Below are 19,296 nucleotides of genomic sequence, written 5' to 3' on the forward strand. Positions count from 1 at the left end.
AGCAGCAAGATTCCGGGTCTTCGCCCGGAATGACAGAGCAGGGAGGCGGCATGACAACGCAGGATAGCGGCATGGCGACACCGGCCTGCCTTGTTCCCTTGTCGTGCCGGGCTTGACCCGGCATCTCGTCGCGATACTGCGTATCATGCCTGCATCCTCGGCGTGTTGCCGGCTTGTTGCAACGAGGCCAGCACTTCATCCGGCTTGCCGTAGCGCAGCATCTGGCCCTTCATCATCACCATCATGGTATCGGCAACGTGCCGGATGCCTTGCAAGTGGCTGATGATGACGAAGGTCGTTCCCTGCGCCTTGAGTGTGCGCACCGCATGCTGCAGGCATTGTTCGCTGGCTTCGTCCAGGTTGGCATTCGGTTCATCCAGGACCACGACCGAAGGGCTGCCGTACAGGGCGCGCGCCAGGCCGACCAGCTGCCTGCGGCCGCCGGAGAGCAAGTGGCCCTCATGGCCGATGCGCGTATCGAGGCCATCGGGTAAAGAGTCTATCCAGGCTTGCAATTGCAGCAGTTCAACCACGCTTGCCAGCTTCTCCTGGTCTGGCGTGCCGAAGCGGGCGATATTTTCCGCGACCGAGCCGTCTAGCAGGGCGATTTCTTGCGGCAGGTAGCCCAGGTGCTGCCCGAGCTCCGCCTTGTCCCACTGGAAGGCATCCACGCCATCCAGCCTTACCTTGCCTGTGCTGGGTTGCAGCAGGCCGACCAGCAATTTCGAGAGGGTTGTCTTGCCGGAGGCGGAAGGGCCGCTAATGAGCAGCGCCTCGCCCGGATGCATGCGGAACTGGATATTGCGCAGCAAAGGTTCACGCGCGTTGTCCGGCAGGGCGTAACTGAGGTTTTCCACCGAGATCTGCCCGGTCGGCGCAGGCAGCGCCATGCCGGGCCGCTTGGCCGGGTGTTGTTCCAGCAATTCGTCTAACCTGCCGTATGCCTGCCATGCATTGGCAAGGCTGCGCCATTGGGCGATAAGCTGGCTGAACGGCGCCAGCACCCGTGCGGCCAGGATAGAGGCGACGATCATCATCGCGGCCCCGTTGACCAGTGCCTGGCTGACGACCAGGTAGCAGCCCAGCCCCAGCACCAGCGATGTCAGGGTGATTTGCAGGAATTTCGAATATGCCGCGTGCCTGCCTGCGATTTCGGAGGCCATGGCCTGCTTGCTGAGAAAGGCTTGCTGCTTGTCCTGCCAGCGCGCCTCGAGCGGCGCCTGCATGCCCATGGCCCTTACCACGTCGGCATGCTGTTGGATGTTGCTGAAATAACTTTGTGCCGCCAGGGCGTATTGATTGGCTTCCTGCAGTACCGGCTGCACGCGCACCTGGTTGAGCAGCGCGACCACGGTCTGTATTGCCAGGCCAAGCAGGGTCAGGTAGCCCAGGCTGCTATGGATGAAGAAGATCGCGACAACGAAGATCACGATGAAAGGAATATCGATCAGGCCGAGCAGGGCGGGGGAGTAGAGTATTTCCCGCAGGCTGCGATAGTCGGCAAACACGCGCTGTGCGGGGAAGCCGGCATTGGCGAGCTTGGCGGCGAATGCGGCATTGAAAATATGATGGTTCAATGATTGGTCGAGCTGGCAGGCCGCTTGCAGCATCATGCCGCGTCGCACCCATTCCAGGCTTTCCATGATCAGGTAAATAAAGACCACCATCATGGTGAGCATGAGCAAAGTGCCAAGATTGCGACTGAAAATCACGCGATCATAGACTTCGAGCATGTACCACGATGGCGCCAACACAAGAAGGTTGGTAAAAAAACCGAAGAAAATCACTCGACGGAAGAGAGAGATGAGATCCATCAAGGACTTCTTCAGTTGAGCGGAGTTGTTGCTTTTAGTCACGTAAACAGTATTCCTGGAAGTAAAAACGTAGAAAGCCGATTGGGCCGGTACGGGACCGGCCCTGTTGCCAGGGTCTGTTGATGCTTTGTTCGCGAGCCGCGTTGCTGCGACAAATGGTGATAGGCAAGGCGCGGGACGCAGGCAATGGTCATTCCCTTGTCAAGTCTCGCAACGCAGCATGGCATCATTTGTCACAGCAACCCGAAGGGCCGGGCCGGTTTTTTGCACGGTGCTGCGTTATTCGTCGTTTATTTGGAATAACCAAACTTCACTCCTCATGCCTTGCTCCGTACAAAAACTGGCTCTGGCGCGGTCGTGAACAAAACTTCAATAGACCCTTTTAAACAACCACGATATCTGCCGCAGTGATCGAGGTAACGCCTGTCAGGACCGCGATATCTACCGCTGTGCTTCCGCCATTGCCGTCTGCGTAATACTGCAGGGTATTGGTGGAAGTGTTGAACACAAGGTAGTCATCTGCATCGAGCGGGCCCGAACCGACCACCAGGTTGCCGGCATTGAAGCCGACCAACGAAGCGAATTGGTCCGTATTGAGCTCGATCTTGTCGACGCCGCTGGCGAAATCGGTGATGGTATCGGTGTCAGCGTTAGTGAGATCAACCCCGACGTTTTCATACCATTGCACTTCGTCGTCATCGCCGGTCACGGTCTGCGTCCAAATCTTGCCAAAGGCAAAGGTATCGGAACCAGAACCGCCAGTCAGGGTATCGTGCCCGCCGTTGCTAACGAAGCGGTCATCCTGAGTCGTGCCGATGAAGGTCTGGGTGTTGCCGTTGCCTTCAAAGGTCAGGCCGTTGGCTGTCACGCCGGAAGCATCCACTACGACATTATTGATGGTGCCGCCATTGTTTCCCCTGGCATTGGAGAGGTCGGCGACAGTACCACCAGCGTCGTGGAAGTAGTGGTCATTCAGCAATTGCAGGGCTGTGTTTTCCACGTTTAAGCGACCCACGGTGCCGCCTACCTGCACCACTTCCATTTCCTGGAAGTTGGCATCGTTGAGCACGATAGTGCCTGCAGCTTGGGTATTTGCACCGATGCCAGTGGTGATGCGCAGGGTATCGGTACCTTCACCGCCTACAATCACATCATGCTTCTCGCCAGTGGCGATCCACTCAGGGTTGCCATCGTCAGCCTTAGAGGTAGTGCCTTGTACGCCGCTGCCGAAGCCGCCGATCAGGAAGATGTCGTCGCCTTCGCCGCCGTCGAGGTAATCCGCACCGCCGTGACCAACCAGCAAGTCATTGCCGCCATTGCCGTAGACGACATCATCGCCCAGGCGTGCAGTCACGTAATCCACGCCATCGCTACCCAGCACGATCTCGCGCGCACCGTCGGTTTCATTGGCACCATCGATACGGACATAGCTGCCAGCCTCGCCTTCAGTGGCATCGTAGATGATGTCCACGTTATGGAAGAGCTCGGCAACGGAGTAGTCATCCACCTCAAATTCGGCAGCTTGATACTCTACCTCGTCAGCTCCTTCAACATCAGGCTCGAATTCTTCTTCCTCGAATTCCAGCTTGATGGTAACGGATTCGGTAGGACCGCCAGCAACGCCGTAGATATGAGTGCCAGGATTGAGTTCACCTAGGCTTAGAGACTCACCATTTTCCTCTAATTGTTCAGCGGAAAGAACGATATTGACGCCACTGGCTAATTCAATACGTTCAATACCGGAAAAAATTAATGATTCAGAGAAATCACCGGATTGAGTAAAGTAAATAGTATCAACAGCGTTATAACCAGCAATGCTGCTAGCATAAGTACTGATTGCACTTGATCCAGGACGAGTCACAAGATTAAGACGAACATCAGTTTGTGTTTGCTCAGCAATATCTATGTCATCAAGTGGTACAAATTGACCTGTAACGTTGTCATACGCAACGAAACCAGCATCTTCATTGCCCTCTTCAGCTTCTTGGATATCGGTATAGCGGGCTTGATTGCCGGAATTATCCAAACGAGAAGTTCCTCCCTGAATAATGACACCTTCAGCATCCTCTTCACTGCCAATGACAAAAGTATCATTACCGTCAGCACCCAATAATATGTCATTTGAAGTAACTAAGAAGATATCGCCATCAACTGTTTCGTCTCCTGCGGAACTGCCTCCCCCAGAGATATAGTCATTTCCTTCGCCACCTGTGAGGATGTCATCTCCACTACCAGAGAAAATGGCATCATCACCATCTCCTCCGTGAATAATATTGTTACCGTTGCCAGCATAAATATTATCGTTACCATTGCCTCCAAAAATTATATTATTGCCGTTGCCGCCATCAATAATATCATCACCATCACCTCCAAAAATTAAATCATTTCCTTCTCCCCCAAGTAGTACGTCATTTCCTCCTTTTCCAATGATGATATCATTTCCGTCACCACCATCAATAAAGTTATCAAGATCATTACCAATAATTAAATCGCTATTTGATGTACCTATATAGGTAGTTTCTGTACTATTAAATATTTTGATAGCCATGATATTTCCTTTATTTAATTTTTGGAGCAAGAGCAAATCTTGCTCCAATATTTGAGAAATAAAACTACAAATTAATTAATAAATCTAATTAAGGTGTACTGCCAATTGCATAACCATCTATAGCTATTTCTTTGAATGTTGTATTCTCCTGTGCCGTTTGTCTCAAACGGATTGCCTGATTTCCAGTAGTCACTGTCGGAGCAGCATTGCAAGAGGCTTCAATGTAAGTAAATGCTGAGGCAGCATTAGTCGAGCCATCATCATCTACATAAACAGTGTCCAGAGTAAAATCAACCCAGTTTGAATTTACAACAGCATCTTGAGTGGCCAATGTTGTGCTAGCTGGGGTGCTTGGGCCAATGGGAGTATTTTCCCCTGTAATGGCAGTATTTACACTATTTTTTGTCGGAAGGTCTAAATAATTAGTCCCATTCTGTTCCTTATTAGCTAAAGTATCGTATGCTAAAGCGCGGTGTTGTACAGATGTAAAGGTTCTTCCGGCTCTATATACAGGGGATGCTGTAGTTACAGGAGTTGTAAAAATAGTATATGCAATATCAACGTTAGTTGATCCACTAAAACCACCACGAGCAACGTCATTAACTTCAAAATATTGTGTGCCTGGAGTGCCGCTATCATGATCCGCATTGGTCATAATTACTTGAGTGGAAATAATGCACATATTTGTAGTGGAGTTACGCCATGCAATATCTGTCACAGTTCCAATGGAAGTAAACCCAGATGGTGCTCCAGTTACTGGAGGAATTGGAACTGAGCGGCTTCCCACTAATGTGTATCCTGTTTTTCCCGCAGGAAGAACAACGGTACTTGCTGGCTTAGCAACCCAGCAAGTATCGTTAGAACCAGTTGCTGGATAATTTGCAGCAGCAATAGGGTAGGAGCCAAAATTGCCTTTGACATTATTAGCGATACCGCCAGAAGGAATTACACGGCCATTGTTATAGCAATTGGTATAGGCTGAGGTTGAAAATCCTGTGCTGGGTAAAGTGACAAATCCTGCATGTGCTTGAAAAGAAAAAGAAAATGCAGAAATTACTGCTAAGTTAATCAACGAGCTTTTCATCATCATCTCCTTGAGATTACAATTAGCAGGCATTTGTGGCTGCCTGCGGGGTGCCAATCCACCACAATCCAATTAGTCCCGTTCAAGTTCTAAGCTGGTTGTAGTTGAATCTGGGTTTCAAAGGCAGTTACAAATGCCCTTGCTTTTTATCCTTTTATTTTCTTGAGTCAAATTCATATCGCAAACTAAACCAAATACCTCGAGGTGCACCCGGGGCAACAAAGTTTGTACTTAGCCAATCTCCTGAATTGTGGTTATAACCATCTGGGCCGATTGCACCATAAATCGAAGGCGAAAATGGGTTATGTCCTAAGCGACCTGCGCTGAAGTACTCTTTATCTAAAAGGTTGTTGATTAATAAAGAGGCAGTCCATTCGGTATTGATTTTGTAGCTGGTCTGAAAGTTGAAAACAAAATATCCATCTACTGTGCCTGGATTGCTCGTAGGTTGCCTGGCAACTGTTGTAGCTCCAATACCAGGAATGGTCAGTTGGCGATATCTTGTAACACCTTGGCGGTGTTCATTGTTTTCATTTCCCCGAACAAAACTTTCAGAATGTGCAACCGCACTTAAACCTACAGTCCATTTATCAGTAACTGCATAATTAATACTTGCATTTAAGTTATGGAGTGCCACTCCGGGCATGCGACTACCCGGTTTTACGCGAATAACCTCACCGTATTGGCCAAGTGAAAACGAACTACTGTTGTCACGACTAATCATCAAAAAGTCGTCTTCAAACGTAGCATCAGTCAATGCATAGTTTAGAGAAAAGCTAAATTTACTATAGATGCCTGAAATTCCAGTCTCTATTCCACGGCGCCTGGTTTTTCCTACTGTGTCAAAAAATCCTTGATTGTTTCCCACATTTACATAATAAATATCATCTTTAAGATCAGTTTGGTAAAGACCAAAATTCCATTTGATATTTTCATTGATTGTTCCACGTACCCCTATGTCATAGCTTGTAGATTTAATTTGTGGGAGATAAGGGTCTCCAGACATTGTAGTTGGCAAAGTACATTGTCTATTTTCTAATAAGCTCTTGGGAATTTCATATGAGCCACCTTGTCCATCAGAATAAAAAATTCCTGTAGGGCTATGATCTAATGCACAACCAAGCTCAACAACACTAGGAGTTCGTGTGCCTTTTGCTAAATTAACATATAAATTTAAATTTTCTTTTGCTTGCCAAGTTGCACCTAAGGATGGATTAAAAGAGTAGTAACTAAATTTTTCAGTTTCTGCAGAATTTAACTCATTGTATATTTGTGGAATTCGATATCCTGTTTCAATACCATCACAATTACCATTAGGGCATATATCGAATATCCATGGTAGTGATCCAACATCTCCAATACCGTAATTAGCTAATCCACGTCTTGCAGCAATTTTATTTTTTACTTGAGTTTCATTATAACGACCAGAGAAACTCAAATGTAATGATTCAATTGGTGTCCAGTTTTCACTGAAGTAAATACTTTTTGTGGTATTTGTTCCATCAAAATCATTATTGGCTAATGTAATATCAGCACCTGCAAACTGAGGGTTAGCTAAGTTTGGATCTAAAAATGCTTTGCGCTTAGCTGTAAGGAAACCTAATTGTTGAGTATTGGAATAGGAGGCATGAGCATCATCAATAGATGCTCCTATCATTAATTTATGCTTTTCAAAATTCCAGTTGAATTGAATAGATGCTCCATCGGTGATTTGATTAACTTGATTATCAGTAAACACTGCTGTAGGAGTGCCATCTACAACTCCAGGTTGTCCAAGACCAATACCATCCACTAGAATGGGATTTCCATTGGAATCAGTTTGTTCTAAACCAGAAGCTTGAGTTGTTAGACAACTTGATTCATTTGTGGCAGGTAAAACAAAATAATAATTTTTTGTAATATTACCGTTGGTATCTGTTGTGAAAAAGTAATTTTCAAATGTGGTTGATGCAACGCCTAATCCTCCGCTATCAATTGATGCATATGGGAAATTAAGATTTGCATTATAGATAGGTTCGTCAAAATAATTAGTTGATGTTGAACCTATTTCAGCAACATTAGGGGTATCCCTGTTATAAATAACATTTTCAGTAAAGTTTCTGAAAATTCTCGTTTGATCTCTCACTGCCGCTAGAAAATCTCCAGATAGTTCCGTGTTTATAAATGCTGAGTAATCATTAGGATTAATGCCGTCACCATCTAGTAGGTCAGCAAAGAAGCTACTTGTAAATATATTATTAGTATTAGGATCATAGTTTTCTACTGGAATAACTATGTAGTCTGGCAAGCCATAAGAATTATTACTATTGAATAAACATGTATAGTCAGACACTGATTTTTTATAGGATTTAAGCTCTTGGTCATAATCTGTAAATACATCAGCTCCTTTTTGACGTCTTTTGCTGTTTCTTCTGTATATCTGCCCGGTAATCGTGAAGTTGTCATTGACGAAATAGCTACCTGAAAGCTGACCTTGCCAGAGGCGATTGTCGGTAGTGTCGGGAGATGTAAATACGCTATTGCGATCTTGCTTATACATTTCACTTGGCAATACACCATTGCCAACCAAATCATTCCAAATGACCAAGGTACTGAGGTTAAGGTCGAGTTTGTCTCCCCGATAGCTGCCTTTTCCAAATACTTGATTCACTTTGCTAGGAGAGTTCTCGCGCCAGCCATCCTCCATAAATATATTGGCAGCAGCAAAACCAGCTATTGTCCCGTTATTCCAACCGCCTTCGGCCTGAAGTTGTTTTCTGCCATAGGAGCCGGTGAGAATTTCTGCATCAAAGCCGGTATTATTGAAGCCATCCTTGGTCTTAACGGTGAAAGCCCCTCCTAGTGTATTCAAGCCAAAGATCGGGTTGGAGCCAGGAAATACATCAACAGTAGCAATTGCATTCATGGGAATCATGTCCCAGTTCACTACATCGCCAAAAGGTTCGTTGACGCGAATACCATCGAAAAATACTGATAAACCTTGCGGAGAACCAATCTGCGGCCCTGCCGTAAAGCCGCGATACTGCACGTCCATCTGAAAGGGGTTGCCCTGATAGTCATTTACCGTGACGGATTGGAGCTTGCGGTTGAAGAGGTCTGCCATACTCAGAGAGTGGGCCTCCTTGATTTCTTTTGCTGTAATGCTTTGTACGTTGCCCGGGATTTCTTCTTTTGTGAGTCCTAATCCTGGCAAGGGACCAATTTCATAAAAACGCTTGGCACGTACTTCCACAGCATCTACTTGCTGGAAGTCGATCGCGGATTTTTCTGCTGCAGGCTTGATGACGGCATTATCTTTATCGATCGTGGATTCTAGGCCACTGCCTGCGAGCAGCAATCTAAGAGCTTCGTCCGCTTTCATGCGGCCTTTGACGGCTGGAGCCGTCTTGCCTGTGGCGAGCTTGCTGTCGAAGGCGACACTGATGCCTGTAGTGCGTGCGAGTTGCTTGAGTGCTGCATCCAGCGGCTGGCTGGGGATGTCGATATTGCTGGGCGCAAACGAGCCGGTGCTTGCATTGCTTTTTGGCAATGTGGTGTCGAGCTCGGCTGCCTGTGGCTGAAACGGCATGATTCCGACCATTGCCGTTAGCAGTACAGCGCTTTTATGGCTATAAACGCGGTGCAATGCATGTGATAGCTTCTTGAATTGTGGTGGTTCATGAAAAATTCTCCCTCTACGACTCATCCCTTGCTCCATATGTGTATGTCTAATAATTTTTTATTCTTGTTTTTGTGATCGAATTTCTCGGCATTGAAGGCACGGCCTGACGCCAGGCGGATTTCTTCAAGTCGGATGAAAAGTGCAAGATTCGCCCTTCATGTTTGTTTAACCGTTGAGTTTGAGAAACCCTGACGGCATTTTTTTGAGAAAAACTGAAAATTGATTGTGGCGATTAATTATCTATTTAAAACAATAAGTTAATCGTAAGGGAGATTTTCCTGACTTTTTTGGGATTTTTGGAAGGGAGGTTGGGAGTGTAAAAAACTGGTTTTATTTAGCAGCCGGCAGTGCGGCAAGAGGGATGTCGATTGAGGCGGCAGAGTTAGTATGAAAACCTTCCTATGTCGGGCTAAACCGGACATGAATAGGAGTTCGCTTGGTTTTTTAGCTTTTCAGCTAAACCTCGATTGGAATATTGCCGTTTGCCTACAAGGAAAACGAGAGGGTGCCGAGCAATATGATGAAGAGCAGTGCGGTCAATGCGATCACCATACGGTACATGAGCTTGAAGATATCCAATTTAATTCTCCTGAAAAATCGGTCTTACTACCGATATAACCGCCAGGGAAACAAAACCCTGATGTCTGTGATGAAAATTCGGAAATATTTTTATGGCGACTTGAAAGTAGGAAGGGGCAGGTACCAATACATTCTCCGCTCATGCGTGATGATTTGTTCCGACCTATATCTTGCAAACGAGCGATGCCTGTATAAAACAGTGTCGCAAGATGCTATTGCTTACGGGAGGCTTGGGTTTTCTTTGGCGTCAGGAGGGTCATGTCGCCCTCCGTGGTGACCTTGATCGGAGCAATGACAGGCAGTTCCTTGATGAAGCGCTCTACATATTTCGACTGGATGACGGCCGTGATGCTGACGTCCTGTTGAGCGGCGAACTCGGCGCTGACCGGCAAAGTACGGTAGCGGGAAAGGGTTTCCGCGATTTCCTCCAGGCCGGCCTGGTCGAAGGTGATGGTGCCGTACTCAAAGCTGAAGGCATCCTCCGCTGAGCGTTGCAGTCGCTTGGCCTCGCCGTTGAGGTTGATTTCCGCCACTTCATTGTCTCGCAGCGTCAAGACGTGCTCGGCATAGCGGTTGGGGGCGGTTTTTTCCGTGGTCAGATATTGCTGAGGCTCGATCCGCACCACGCCATGGTCGACGCTGATCCGCACTTTGCTGCTGAATCTGTTGACGGCAAACCGGGTGCCCAGCACGGTGATCCGGGCAAGGCCGCTATCGACGACGAAGGGCCGGTCGGGATTTTTTGCGATATCGAAACTGGCTTCGCCGCGTTTCAGGATGACGCGGCGTTCTTTGCGGGTGTAGGTGACTTCGATATCGCTATTGGCATTGACCATGAGCTTGGTGCCGTCTTCCAGTACCTGGGAGCGGATCTGGCCGATTGCGGTGCTGGCCGCCATGTGCATGGTGGGCTGGTTCTGCCATGACTCGTAGCCGTAATAGCCGCCGATGCCGAGAGCGGCAAAGAACATGACGCTGAGGGTGCGGGTGATGGTGGTGCGTATTTTTTTGCTGCGATCAGTCTTCTCGATGAAAATTTTCTGCTGCATGGCGCTTTCAAGATGCAGCAAGCGGTCGGAGGAATCCAGGTCCTCCCATAAGGCGCATACTTCCTGATAGGCACGTTGGTGCGCAGGGTGGGAAAGCAGCCATTCCTCAAAACGGCTGCGCTCGGGATGTTCGGTGTCGGCATCCTGCATGATGACAAACCACTTGATGGCGGCTTGGCGTGCGTTCCGTTGTGCAGGGCTATGGCTCATTTTCTTGGTTGGCGGCGGCGCCTGCAAAGGCGCTACCCGGATATGGCTAATTGATCAGGTCTTTTGCTTCGAGCAAGTCTAGCATGGCGCGCATAATATGTTTCTGCACCATGTTGACGGAGATGCCCAGTTTCTCGGCAATTTCCTGTTGGGCCAATCCCTCGATGCGGAACAGCACGAACACTTCCTTGCAGCGTGCTGGCATGTGGTCGATGATGTTGAGCAGGATGGAGAGCCGCTGCTGCATATCGAGCAAGTGCTCGGTGGAGGGCGCCACCGGCTGCTCCAGCTCATGGCTTGCGCCGATCTCTTCGTCCACCAAGGGCAGGAAGCGGGATTGGTCCTTGTAGCCATCGACCAGCAGGTTACGAACGATGGTGCGCAGGTAGGCATGAGGTTGTTCCATGCGCCCGGCATTGCTGGAGATGGCAAACCGGATCAGCGCATCATGCAGCACGTCGCAGGCGGTGCGACGGTAGCCGGTGTGACGGTAGATAGTAGGCAGCAAATCTGAATAAGCCCAGTGTAAGTCGATACCATGCCATGTTGGAGTGAGTCTCATGCTGATCTACCCTACAAAAGATGACCTTGTGGGAATAGGTAGCAATAAACAGGCCTAGCGCGTCAGTTATTTGTAAGGATGTGATTTGTATGGGATTGCAGCGATATCGTGTTTCTATTCAAAGAAAAGCTTGGCTGCAATATGGTGGCTGTTTACAACCAATTGGTTGTAAACAGCCAATATGCTTCTGGCTGGAAACAGCTCAAGTCAAAGGCGGCAACATTGCGCAAACAGGGCGTAAGCGGTGATAATCAGGCATGAGCCATCACTTTGAGTCCATTTCTTTCTGCGGGATGCAGCCAGGAAAGCGCCTGATCGTGCTGGGCGGCGTGCATGGCAACGAGCCGTGCGGCACGCTGGCAATCCGCCGTGTGGTCGATGAGTTGGAGCGCGGAAAACTCGGCATCGTCGTTGGCAGCGTGACATTCGTGCCGGTCTGCAACCCGCTGGCGCGTGCGCAATACAGCCGTGCAGGCGAGCGCAACCTCAACCGCAAGCTATTCCCGACAGACGATCCGCAGCAGTTTGAAGACCACGTGGCGAATTGGCTCTGCCCGTTGCTGGCTAGCCATGACGTATTGCTGGACCTGCATTCTTTCCATACCCCCGGCGAACCGTTTGCTATGCTGGGGCCCAAGAATAACCAGGGAAGCCTGGAGCCTTTCGAGCATGATGCCGAGGAAGAGTCGCTGGCCCGGCGGCTGGGCGTCAAGCTGTTCGTGGACGGCTGGCTGGATACTTATGCAAACGGCGTTGCCCACCGGCAAGCCCAGGCTGGGCAAGAAGACGCCGATGTGCGCTACGGCGTGGGCACCACGGAATATATGCGCTCGCAGGGCGGCTATGGCCTGACCCTGGAGTGCGGGCAGCATGAGGATGCTGTAGCGCCCGAAGTGGCATACCGGGCGATCCTGAATACATTGGCGTGGCTGGGATTGAGCGGCCAGCAAAAGCCGCAGGAAACCCCGGACAGGAAAACCCTGCGCTTGTTCGAGGTCGTGGACAAGCATCATCCCGAAGACCGCTTGGCGAAGGAATGGCGCAGCTTCGAGCGCCTCGATGCGGGGACGCTGATCGGGACCCGCCATGACGGGGAGGAAATCCGTGCGGCAGAAACGGTGCACATCGTGTTTCCCAATCCCGGGGCCGAGCCGGGAAGCGAATGGTTCTACCTCGCCAAGGCGATCGACCGGGTTTGATATTGAACAACAATAGTATATGGATGGAGGTTAGGATGAATAAGCTTTCTGCAGTCGCTGCGAGCCTGCTGGGCATGGGCTTGCTGTTTTCCCAGGGCGCCGTGGCGGACTGGGCGTTGAACAATGAGGCGTCTGTCCTCAATTTTGTATCGGTCAAGAAAAACACTATCGGCGAGACGCACCGCTTCAACCAACTGGCAGGCACGATCAGCCAGGACGGCGCCTTCAAGGCGACAATCAAGCTTGCCAGCGTGAACACCAATATCCCGATCCGGGATGAGCGCATGAAGACCATGCTGTTCGACCTCGCCAACTTCCCCCAGGCCGATATCACGGGGAATACCGTCAATGCATTCAAGGCGCCCGCTGCGGGCGAGGCCAAAATCGAGGCAGTGAAGCTGCAGCTTGCCATCAACGGCAAGAACATTCCGCTGGAAGCCCGCTTGCGCGTGGTCGGCCTTGGCAAGCAGGGCTTGCTGGTCAGCACCATAGAGCCGCTGTTGCTCGATGCCGCGGCGCTCGGTTATACCGAGGGCGTGGATAAACTGCGGGAAGTGGCGCAGCTGCCTTCGATCAGCACGGTGGTGCCGGTGACGTTCAGCCTGGTGTTCGATCATAAGCACTAGCGCGGGTAATCAATTCTCCTGGCGTTGCGGCTCTGTCTTGTTATACCTTTATATTGCCTTTGGCACAGCGCCTAGCCAGGATATTTTCATTGGGGTTCGTCAGTCTTTTCAATTCGGCATGACGGCCTGACATTAATCAAAGAGTGCGCTAACAGCAATAAGCCAGCAGACTGGCGAGGAGGTTTCCGATGGCAGATAGAAACATACTGGTGCAGAAAACCTGGCGGGCGTTGACCAGCCTGCCTTTTCTCATGGTGCTCGGGTTCTGGATATCCTATCTGCTGTTCGGCTACTTCGCCGTCAACCCGATTGTCCAGCGCTTGTTGCCGTGGATTGCCGAAAACAAGCTGGCGAGCCATTTAAAAGTAGGGCGGGTCGATTACGACCCCCTGCGGATTGCATTGACGATAGACCAATTGCAATTGACGACGAAGGAAGGCGCTTCGCTGGCAGGGTTCGAGCGCCTGCATGCCGACCTCGAACTGAGCGGGCTGTTCCGTTTCGCATGGCGGCTCAAGGATATCCAGCTGAGTGCGCCGCATGTGAGCTTCGAGGTATTGCCCGGCGGAGAAAGCAACTGGGCGGCATTGATCGCCAAGCTCAACGAGAACCCGGAGGAAGAGAAGAGCGAAGGCATGGCGCGCTTGCTCGTGGATCATATCCTGATCGAGCGCGGCGATATCGAATACGTGGACCGCAATCGTCCCGAGGCCTTCCGGGCAGTGCTCGAGCCGTTGGGGCTGGAGCTGGACGGATTTTCCACCTTGCCGGAAGACCTTGGCGATTACGCCATCCTGGCGAAATTGCCCGAACAGGGCGGCACGCTGAAATGGAAGGGCGAACTCGGCCTCAACCCGGTTGTTTCCAGCGGCAAGGTCGAGCTGGAGGGGTTGAAGCTGGCGAAGCTGCTCGAGGTATTGCCGCCCGATGCGTTGCCGGTCAAGCTGGAGGCAGGGCAGCTCAAGACGCGGCTGGATTACCAGTTCGCGCTGGTGCAGGACAAGCCTGAAGCCACCATCAACAACTTCAGCCTGGCGCTGGAGGATGCGGCCGCCGTCTTGCTGCAATCGCAAGCGCAGCAAGGCCGGCTTGAGCTGAAACAACTGGCGATCGAATTGCCGAGCCTGCAGTTCAAGATGCAAGACCAGGCGCAGGTGCAGTTCGATGCGCTCAAGCTCGTGCTCGAAGGCATCCAGCTGGCTCAGCAGGGCAAGCCTTTGCTGGAGTTGCCTTCGGTGACTGTTGCGGATGTCGCCCTCGACCTGCAGGCGCACAAACTGGATATCGGCAGCTTCAATATCGCGCAAGGCGAATTGAAGGCAGTGCGGCAACGGGATGGCGGTGTGAATTGGCAGCAATTGCATACCGCTTCTGAGCAATCCGAGGAACAGCCTGCCGAAGTCGATTCTGGTGCTGATGCTGCAGAAAATCCGTGGAATATTCACTTGAACCAGGCCAGCATCGACGGCCTCAAGCTGGACTACCTGGACGAAACCTTCAAGCAGCCCCTGCAAGTCGCCGTTGACAGCTTGTCGCTCAACCTCAAGTTTGCCAGCGAGCAAGGGCAAAGCAGGGTGGACGAATTGCAGAGCAATATCGGGCCGTTCTCCGTGCGCTCGGGCGCCAACGGCAAACCCGTCGCGCGCCTGGAAAGCCTTTCGGTACAGGGCGGGCAGGTCGACCTTGCTGCGCGCAAGGCCGGCCTGGAGGCGGTGGTGTTGAAGGGGCTGGGCGCGGACGTACTGCGCGACGCCAAGCAGGTCAATTGGCAGGCGATCCTGGAGCCTGCCCATCCATCCACGCCGCAGAAAAGCCAGCCTAAAACGGCACAGGCCAAGCCTGTCGCGGACGATGCTCCCTGGGCGTTCGACCTCAAGCGTTTTGCCGTCGAGGGCGCCGGCTTGCACTTTACCGACAAAAGCACGAAGAGCCCTGTGGCGCTGGATATTGAAAACGCCAGCCTGGAAGTCAAGGACGTGAGCCTCGACACCAAGCGGGCAGTGCCTGTCAGCCTGGCGTTCAAGGTGAAGCAGGGCGGCAGCTTCAACGCCAGCGGCAAGCTGGCGCCGGAACCCATGCAGGGCGACATCAAGCTCAAGCTCGCGGATTTCTCGCTCAAGCCTTTTGCGCCATACGTCAACCAGTTCGCCATGCTCAAGCTGAATAGCGGGGCGCTGAGCACGCAAGGCGACCTGAGCCTCAAGCAGGGCCAGAAGCTCGCGGTGCAGTACAAGGGCGGCTTCAGCGCCGACAGGCTGGACATCGTGGAAGAGGATACCGGGCAGGCGTTCCTGGGATGGCGCAGCCTGTCCACGAATAATCTTAGGCTGGCATTGGCGCCCGACAGCCTGCGTATCGGCGAATTGAAGATCAACGAGCCGCGCGGCAAGTTCATCATTTACGAGGACCGCACGCTCAACGTCCAGCGCATCCTGCGCGAGCAGCCGGCGGATTCTTCAGCCCAGGCTGCGCCGCCGTCCAATCAATCTACGGGCCAGCCTGCAGAACAGGCCGCCGACCCGTTCCCGGTCGCGGTTGAGCGTATCCGCATCGACAATGCCAACCTCGAATTCGCCGACCTCTCGCTCACGCCGCAATTCGGCACCCATATCAACACCTTGTCCGGCGTGATCAACGGCATGTCCACTAACCCGAGCACGACGGCCCAGGTGGAGTTGGACGGCAAGGTCGACGATTACGGTTCGGCGCGGATTCGCGGTTCCGTGCAGCCGTTCCAGGCAACGGAATTCACCGACCTCAAGCTGATATTCCGCAACCTGGAGATGAACCGCCTGACGCCGTATTCCGGCAAGTTCGCCGGGCGGCGGATAGACTCCGGCAAGCTGTCGGTAGACCTCGAATACAAGATCAAGAACCGCCAGCTCGCGGGGGAAAACAAGTTCGTCGTCAACAAGCTCAAGCTGGGCGAGAAGGTGGATAGCGAGGACGCGGTGAACCTGCCGCTGGACCTGGCGATCGCATTGCTGGAAGACAGCAGCGGCATTATCGACCTGGACTTGCCGGTGTCAGGCAGCCTGGACGACCCCGAATTCAGTTACGGCAAGGTGGTGTGGAAGGCGATCGTGAACGTGCTCGGCAAGCTGGTGACTTCGCCGTTCCGGGCGTTGGGCAACCTGCTCGGCATCAGCTCCGACAAGCTGGAGGCATTGGCGTTCGACCCTGGCAGCGCCGAGCTTGCGCCGCCTGAGCAGGAGAAACTCAAGGTGATCAGCGAGGCGTTGGCAAAGCGGCCAGCCCTGGTATTACAGGTGGCCCCCGTGGTTGACGAAAAGGCGGACGGGCGCGCCTTGCAGGAGCAGTTCGTGCGCAACCAGGTCGCCGCCAAGATGGGCATCAAGCTGCAGCCTGGCGAAAAGCCGGGCCCGGTGGATACTTCAAACAGGAAGGCAAGATCCGCGCTCGACAAGCTCGCCAAGGAGCAGCTCTCGCCGGAGGCATTGGATGCCGTCAAGGCGGAAAAGGACGAGGGTGTTTACTACGGCAAATTGCTGGATGCGTTGAACAAGCAGGCCAAGCTCGAACCTTCATGGCTCGAAGCCTTGGGCAACGCGCGCCAGGAAGTGGTCCAGCGATACCTGCTCGAGACAGTGGCGCTCGATGCCGGCAAATTGCAGGTGAAGCCCTTGAATAAGCAATCCAGCGATGACGGCGAGGTGAAGATGCCGCTGGAGTTGGGCGCGGCACGGAGGGATTAGGCGGATCGCACTTCTGCGGCATATTGCGGTCATAAGGAGATACGGACTGTTGTACCTTTGAATACTTTTTAATATCAACCAGATGGAGATCATCATGAAAGTGGATATCTATAAAAGTGCGACCAGCAACAACAAGTACATCTCGGTCAGGGCAGGGGCCGATATTTCCAAGGTGGACGTGCCCGACCCGGATTATGCCAAGCTAATACACCAGACCGCGGATGTGGAAGTGGACAAGGAGCAGCGCCACTTGCACTATGATGCCGGCCTGATCATCAAGGATATCGAGCAGCACGGCTATCACCTGCATCACGTGAAGCGGAATTTCAACTGATCAAACAAAAAGAGCGGCTAACCCGCTCTTTTTTTATATATTTTTCTGGAATAAGAGCCTATTCAAAGTCTTACAAGCTCAAAGCTCGCCAAAGTCAGGATTTTGCATTTCCGTTTGTGCGAAGAAATGGCCTAGCTTGTCGCGCTTGGTCAGCAGGTATTGCAGGTTGTCCTGGTTTGGCTGGATCACCAGCGGAATGCGCTCATTGATGGCCAGGCCGGCCTGCTGCAGGCTTGAGACTTTTTCCGGGTTGTTGGTCATCAGGCGCAGGGAGTGCACGCCCAGATCCTTAAGGATATCCACTGCGGCGGTATAGCTGCGCTGATCAATCGGCAGGCCGAGGTGCAGGTTGGCGTCGACGGTATCCAGCCCCTGGTCCTGCAACGCATAGGCATGGATCTTGTTGGCAAGGCCGATGCCGCGCCCCTCGTGCCCCTTGAGGTAAAGCAGCACGCCCTGGCCGGCTTCCGCGATCATGCTCTGCGCCAATACCAGCTGTTCGCCGCAATCGCAACGGTTGGAGGAGAAGATGTCGCCCGTCAGGCATTCGGAGTGCACGCGTACCAGCACGTTCTCATTGTTGAGCACATGGCCTGCCACCAGGGCGACATGCTCCTGGCCGGTTTGCACGTCGTGATAGACATGGATGATGAATTGACCGTACTTGGTGGGCAGGGTGGATGAAGAAATTTTACTGATCGTGCTCATATGGGTAATGCAATGGTTGAGTGCTGCTGCGAAACGCAGACAGGCAGATTAAAGTAAATCTGCCCATGACGCCAGGGTTTGTTGCCGTTTTGTTGGGCGGTCGAGTGTTGCGCCGGCTGGTTCCGGCATGTGGCGAATATCCTTGGGGCCCCGTCATTTCAATGCGGAAATCGCGCCCATCTTGATCAGCCTTGCCCGCACGATATTGCGGCTTACGCCCAGGAGACGCGCCGTCTGCACCTGGTTGTTGTGGCAATAGTGGTAGGCCGTGCGCACCACCGTGTCCTCGATATGCTCGTAGAGGCTTTCATGGCCGGCCTCGAACAGCTGGTGCAATGCGTGCTGTAGCGGGTCGCCTGCGCCATGGCCGTCGTGTTCCTGGCGGGCGCGGTGGAACAGTTGCATGGAAGAGAGTTGCAGGTCTTCGCTGCGCAAGCGGTGGCTCTTGCAGATCAGCAGCGCATGGTGGATGGCGTTCTCGAGCTCGCGGATATTGCCGGGCCAGGGATGGGCAAGCAGCTTGCGCTTGGCGTCCTCGTCGATCTCCACCTCGCCGTAACCCAGGCGGCGGCGGTATTCGCTGACGAAATACTCGGCCAGGGGCAGGATGTCGCCAGGGCGGTCGCGCAATGTCGGAATTTCCAGGAGGGCCACGCGCAGGCGGTAGAACAGGTCTTCGCGGAAATGTCCCGCCAGTACGGCTTCTTCCAGGCGCACATTGGTGGCGGCCACCAGGCGCACGTCGATCGGCGTGGGTTTGCGCGCTCCCAGGCGCACCACTTCGCGCTCCTGCAGGACGCGCAGCAGCTTGACCTGGATGCTCAGGGGCAAGTCGCCGATTTCATCAAGGAAGATGGTGCCGCCGTGGGCGGCCTCGAACCAGCCGGTCTTGGCGGAAAACGCGCCGGTGAAGGCGCCTTTCTCGTGGCCGAACAGCTCGCTTTCGACCAGGGTCTCGGAAAAGGCGCCGCAATTGACCGCCACGAAAGGTTTTCCCCGGCGGTGGCTCAAGTCATGCACGTGGCGGGCGATCAGCTCCTTGCCGGTGCCGGTCTCCCCGATGATCAGCACATTGGCGTCGCTGGGGGCGATTTTCTGGATGCGTGCGAGGAGCGCCAGGGATTTCGGGTCCTCGAACACCTGTGCCGTCGCTCGTATCGAGGTGCTGAGCGATTGCGAGTTGGGTAGTGTCAACAAGTTCATTTC

The 19,296-nt window shown here is 52.6% G+C and carries 13 protein-coding genes; 5 read left to right on the forward strand and 8 right to left on the reverse strand.

Features of this window, described 5'->3' with window-relative positions:
* Positions 1-143: 143 nt before the first annotated feature.
* The 6 genes from ACWXTG_RS02845 to ACWXTG_RS02870 form a co-directional block, all read right to left on the reverse strand.
* The gene (locus tag ACWXTG_RS02845) at positions 144-1,814 is read right to left on the reverse strand and encodes a type I secretion system permease/ATPase (RefSeq protein WP_480220618.1); all 1,671 of its coding nucleotides are present in this window, start codon (positions 1,812-1,814) and stop codon (positions 144-146) included.
* Positions 1,815-2,196: 382 nt separating this feature from the next.
* A complete protein-coding gene (locus ACWXTG_RS02850) occupies positions 2,197-4,362 on the reverse strand; it encodes a calcium-binding protein (protein WP_480220619.1) in 2,166 nt (721 codons plus the stop codon).
* Between the two features lie 88 nt (positions 4,363-4,450).
* Entirely contained in the window at positions 4,451-5,503 is a 1,053-nt protein-coding gene (locus tag ACWXTG_RS02855) for a hypothetical protein (RefSeq protein WP_480220620.1), read from the reverse strand.
* A gap of 97 nt (positions 5,504-5,600) precedes the next feature.
* Positions 5,601-9,026, reverse strand: coding sequence for a TonB-dependent receptor (locus tag ACWXTG_RS02860; protein ID WP_480221196.1), 3,426 nt, complete (start codon positions 9,024-9,026; stop codon positions 5,601-5,603).
* A gap of 872 nt (positions 9,027-9,898) precedes the next feature.
* Positions 9,899-10,945, reverse strand: a complete 1,047-nt coding sequence (locus ACWXTG_RS02865; RefSeq protein WP_480220621.1) for a FecR family protein — start codon at positions 10,943-10,945, stop codon at positions 9,899-9,901.
* A 46-nt stretch (positions 10,946-10,991) separates the two neighbouring features.
* The gene (locus tag ACWXTG_RS02870) at positions 10,992-11,507 is read right to left on the reverse strand and encodes an RNA polymerase sigma factor (protein ID WP_407994775.1); all 516 of its coding nucleotides are present in this window, start codon (positions 11,505-11,507) and stop codon (positions 10,992-10,994) included.
* A 108-nt stretch (positions 11,508-11,615) separates the two neighbouring features.
* Here ACWXTG_RS02870 and ACWXTG_RS02875 point away from each other — a divergent pair, with 108 nt between their 5' ends.
* The 5 genes from ACWXTG_RS02875 to ACWXTG_RS02895 all read left to right on the forward strand — a co-directional run bounded on the left by ACWXTG_RS02875 (position 11,616) and on the right by ACWXTG_RS02895 (position 17,382).
* The gene (locus ACWXTG_RS02875; RefSeq protein ID WP_309565182.1) at positions 11,616-11,768 is read left to right on the forward strand and encodes a hypothetical protein; all 153 of its coding nucleotides are present in this window, start codon (positions 11,616-11,618) and stop codon (positions 11,766-11,768) included.
* Positions 11,765-12,706, forward strand: coding sequence for a M14 family metallopeptidase (locus ACWXTG_RS02880; protein ID WP_480220622.1), 942 nt, complete (start codon positions 11,765-11,767; stop codon positions 12,704-12,706). Before ACWXTG_RS02875 ends, ACWXTG_RS02880 begins: the two co-directional genes overlap by 4 nt.
* A 35-nt stretch (positions 12,707-12,741) precedes the next feature.
* Positions 12,742-13,332, forward strand: coding sequence for a YceI family protein (locus tag ACWXTG_RS02885; RefSeq protein WP_309565184.1), 591 nt, complete (start codon positions 12,742-12,744; stop codon positions 13,330-13,332).
* Positions 13,333-13,520: 188 nt separating this feature from the next.
* A complete protein-coding gene (locus ACWXTG_RS02890) occupies positions 13,521-17,048 on the forward strand; it encodes a DUF748 domain-containing protein (RefSeq protein ID WP_480220623.1) in 3,528 nt (1,175 codons plus the stop codon).
* A gap of 94 nt (positions 17,049-17,142) precedes the next feature.
* Entirely contained in the window at positions 17,143-17,382 is a 240-nt protein-coding gene (locus ACWXTG_RS02895) for a hypothetical protein (RefSeq protein WP_309565186.1), read from the forward strand.
* 78 nt (positions 17,383-17,460) lie between these two features.
* Here the strand turns inward: ACWXTG_RS02895 and ribA are convergent, their stop codons facing one another.
* The gene (gene ribA, locus ACWXTG_RS02900) at positions 17,461-18,090 is read right to left on the reverse strand and encodes a GTP cyclohydrolase II (RefSeq protein ID WP_407996538.1); all 630 of its coding nucleotides are present in this window, start codon (positions 18,088-18,090) and stop codon (positions 17,461-17,463) included.
* Positions 18,091-18,243: 153 nt separating this feature from the next.
* Complete coding sequence (locus ACWXTG_RS02905; RefSeq protein WP_480221197.1) at positions 18,244-19,293, reverse strand: sigma-54 interaction domain-containing protein; 1,050 nt, start codon at positions 19,291-19,293, stop codon at positions 18,244-18,246.
* Positions 19,294-19,296 lie beyond the last annotated feature (3 nt).

It is taken from the genome of Methylobacillus sp. DLP286, assembly GCF_056636515.1.

What these genes read in the sequence shown, in the direction of transcription:
- ACWXTG_RS02845 (WP_480220618.1), bottom strand. Translation starts at nt 1,814, where the DNA reads ATGGATCTCATCTCTCTCTTCCGTCGAGTGATTTTCTTCGGTTTTTTT.
- ACWXTG_RS02850 (WP_480220619.1), bottom strand. Translation starts at nt 4,362, where the DNA reads ATGGCTATCAAAATATTTAATAGTACAGAAACTACCTATATAGGTACA.
- ACWXTG_RS02860 (WP_480221196.1), bottom strand. Translation starts at nt 9,026, where the DNA reads ATGGTCGGAATCATGCCGTTTCAGCCACAGGCAGCCGAGCTCGACACC.
- ACWXTG_RS02865 (WP_480220621.1), bottom strand. Translation starts at nt 10,945, where the DNA reads ATGAGCCATAGCCCTGCACAACGGAACGCACGCCAAGCCGCCATCAAG.
- ACWXTG_RS02870 (WP_407994775.1), bottom strand. Translation starts at nt 11,507, where the DNA reads ATGAGACTCACTCCAACATGGCATGGTATCGACTTACACTGGGCTTAT.
- ACWXTG_RS02880 (WP_480220622.1), top strand. Translation starts at nt 11,765, where the DNA reads ATGAGCCATCACTTTGAGTCCATTTCTTTCTGCGGGATGCAGCCAGGA.
- ACWXTG_RS02885 (WP_309565184.1), top strand. Translation starts at nt 12,742, where the DNA reads ATGAATAAGCTTTCTGCAGTCGCTGCGAGCCTGCTGGGCATGGGCTTG.
- ACWXTG_RS02890 (WP_480220623.1), top strand. Translation starts at nt 13,521, where the DNA reads ATGGCAGATAGAAACATACTGGTGCAGAAAACCTGGCGGGCGTTGACC.
- ACWXTG_RS02895 (WP_309565186.1), top strand. Translation starts at nt 17,143, where the DNA reads ATGAAAGTGGATATCTATAAAAGTGCGACCAGCAACAACAAGTACATC.
- ribA (WP_407996538.1), bottom strand. Translation starts at nt 18,090, where the DNA reads ATGAGCACGATCAGTAAAATTTCTTCATCCACCCTGCCCACCAAGTAC.
- ACWXTG_RS02905 (WP_480221197.1), bottom strand. Translation starts at nt 19,293, where the DNA reads ATGAACTTGTTGACACTACCCAACTCGCAATCGCTCAGCACCTCGATA.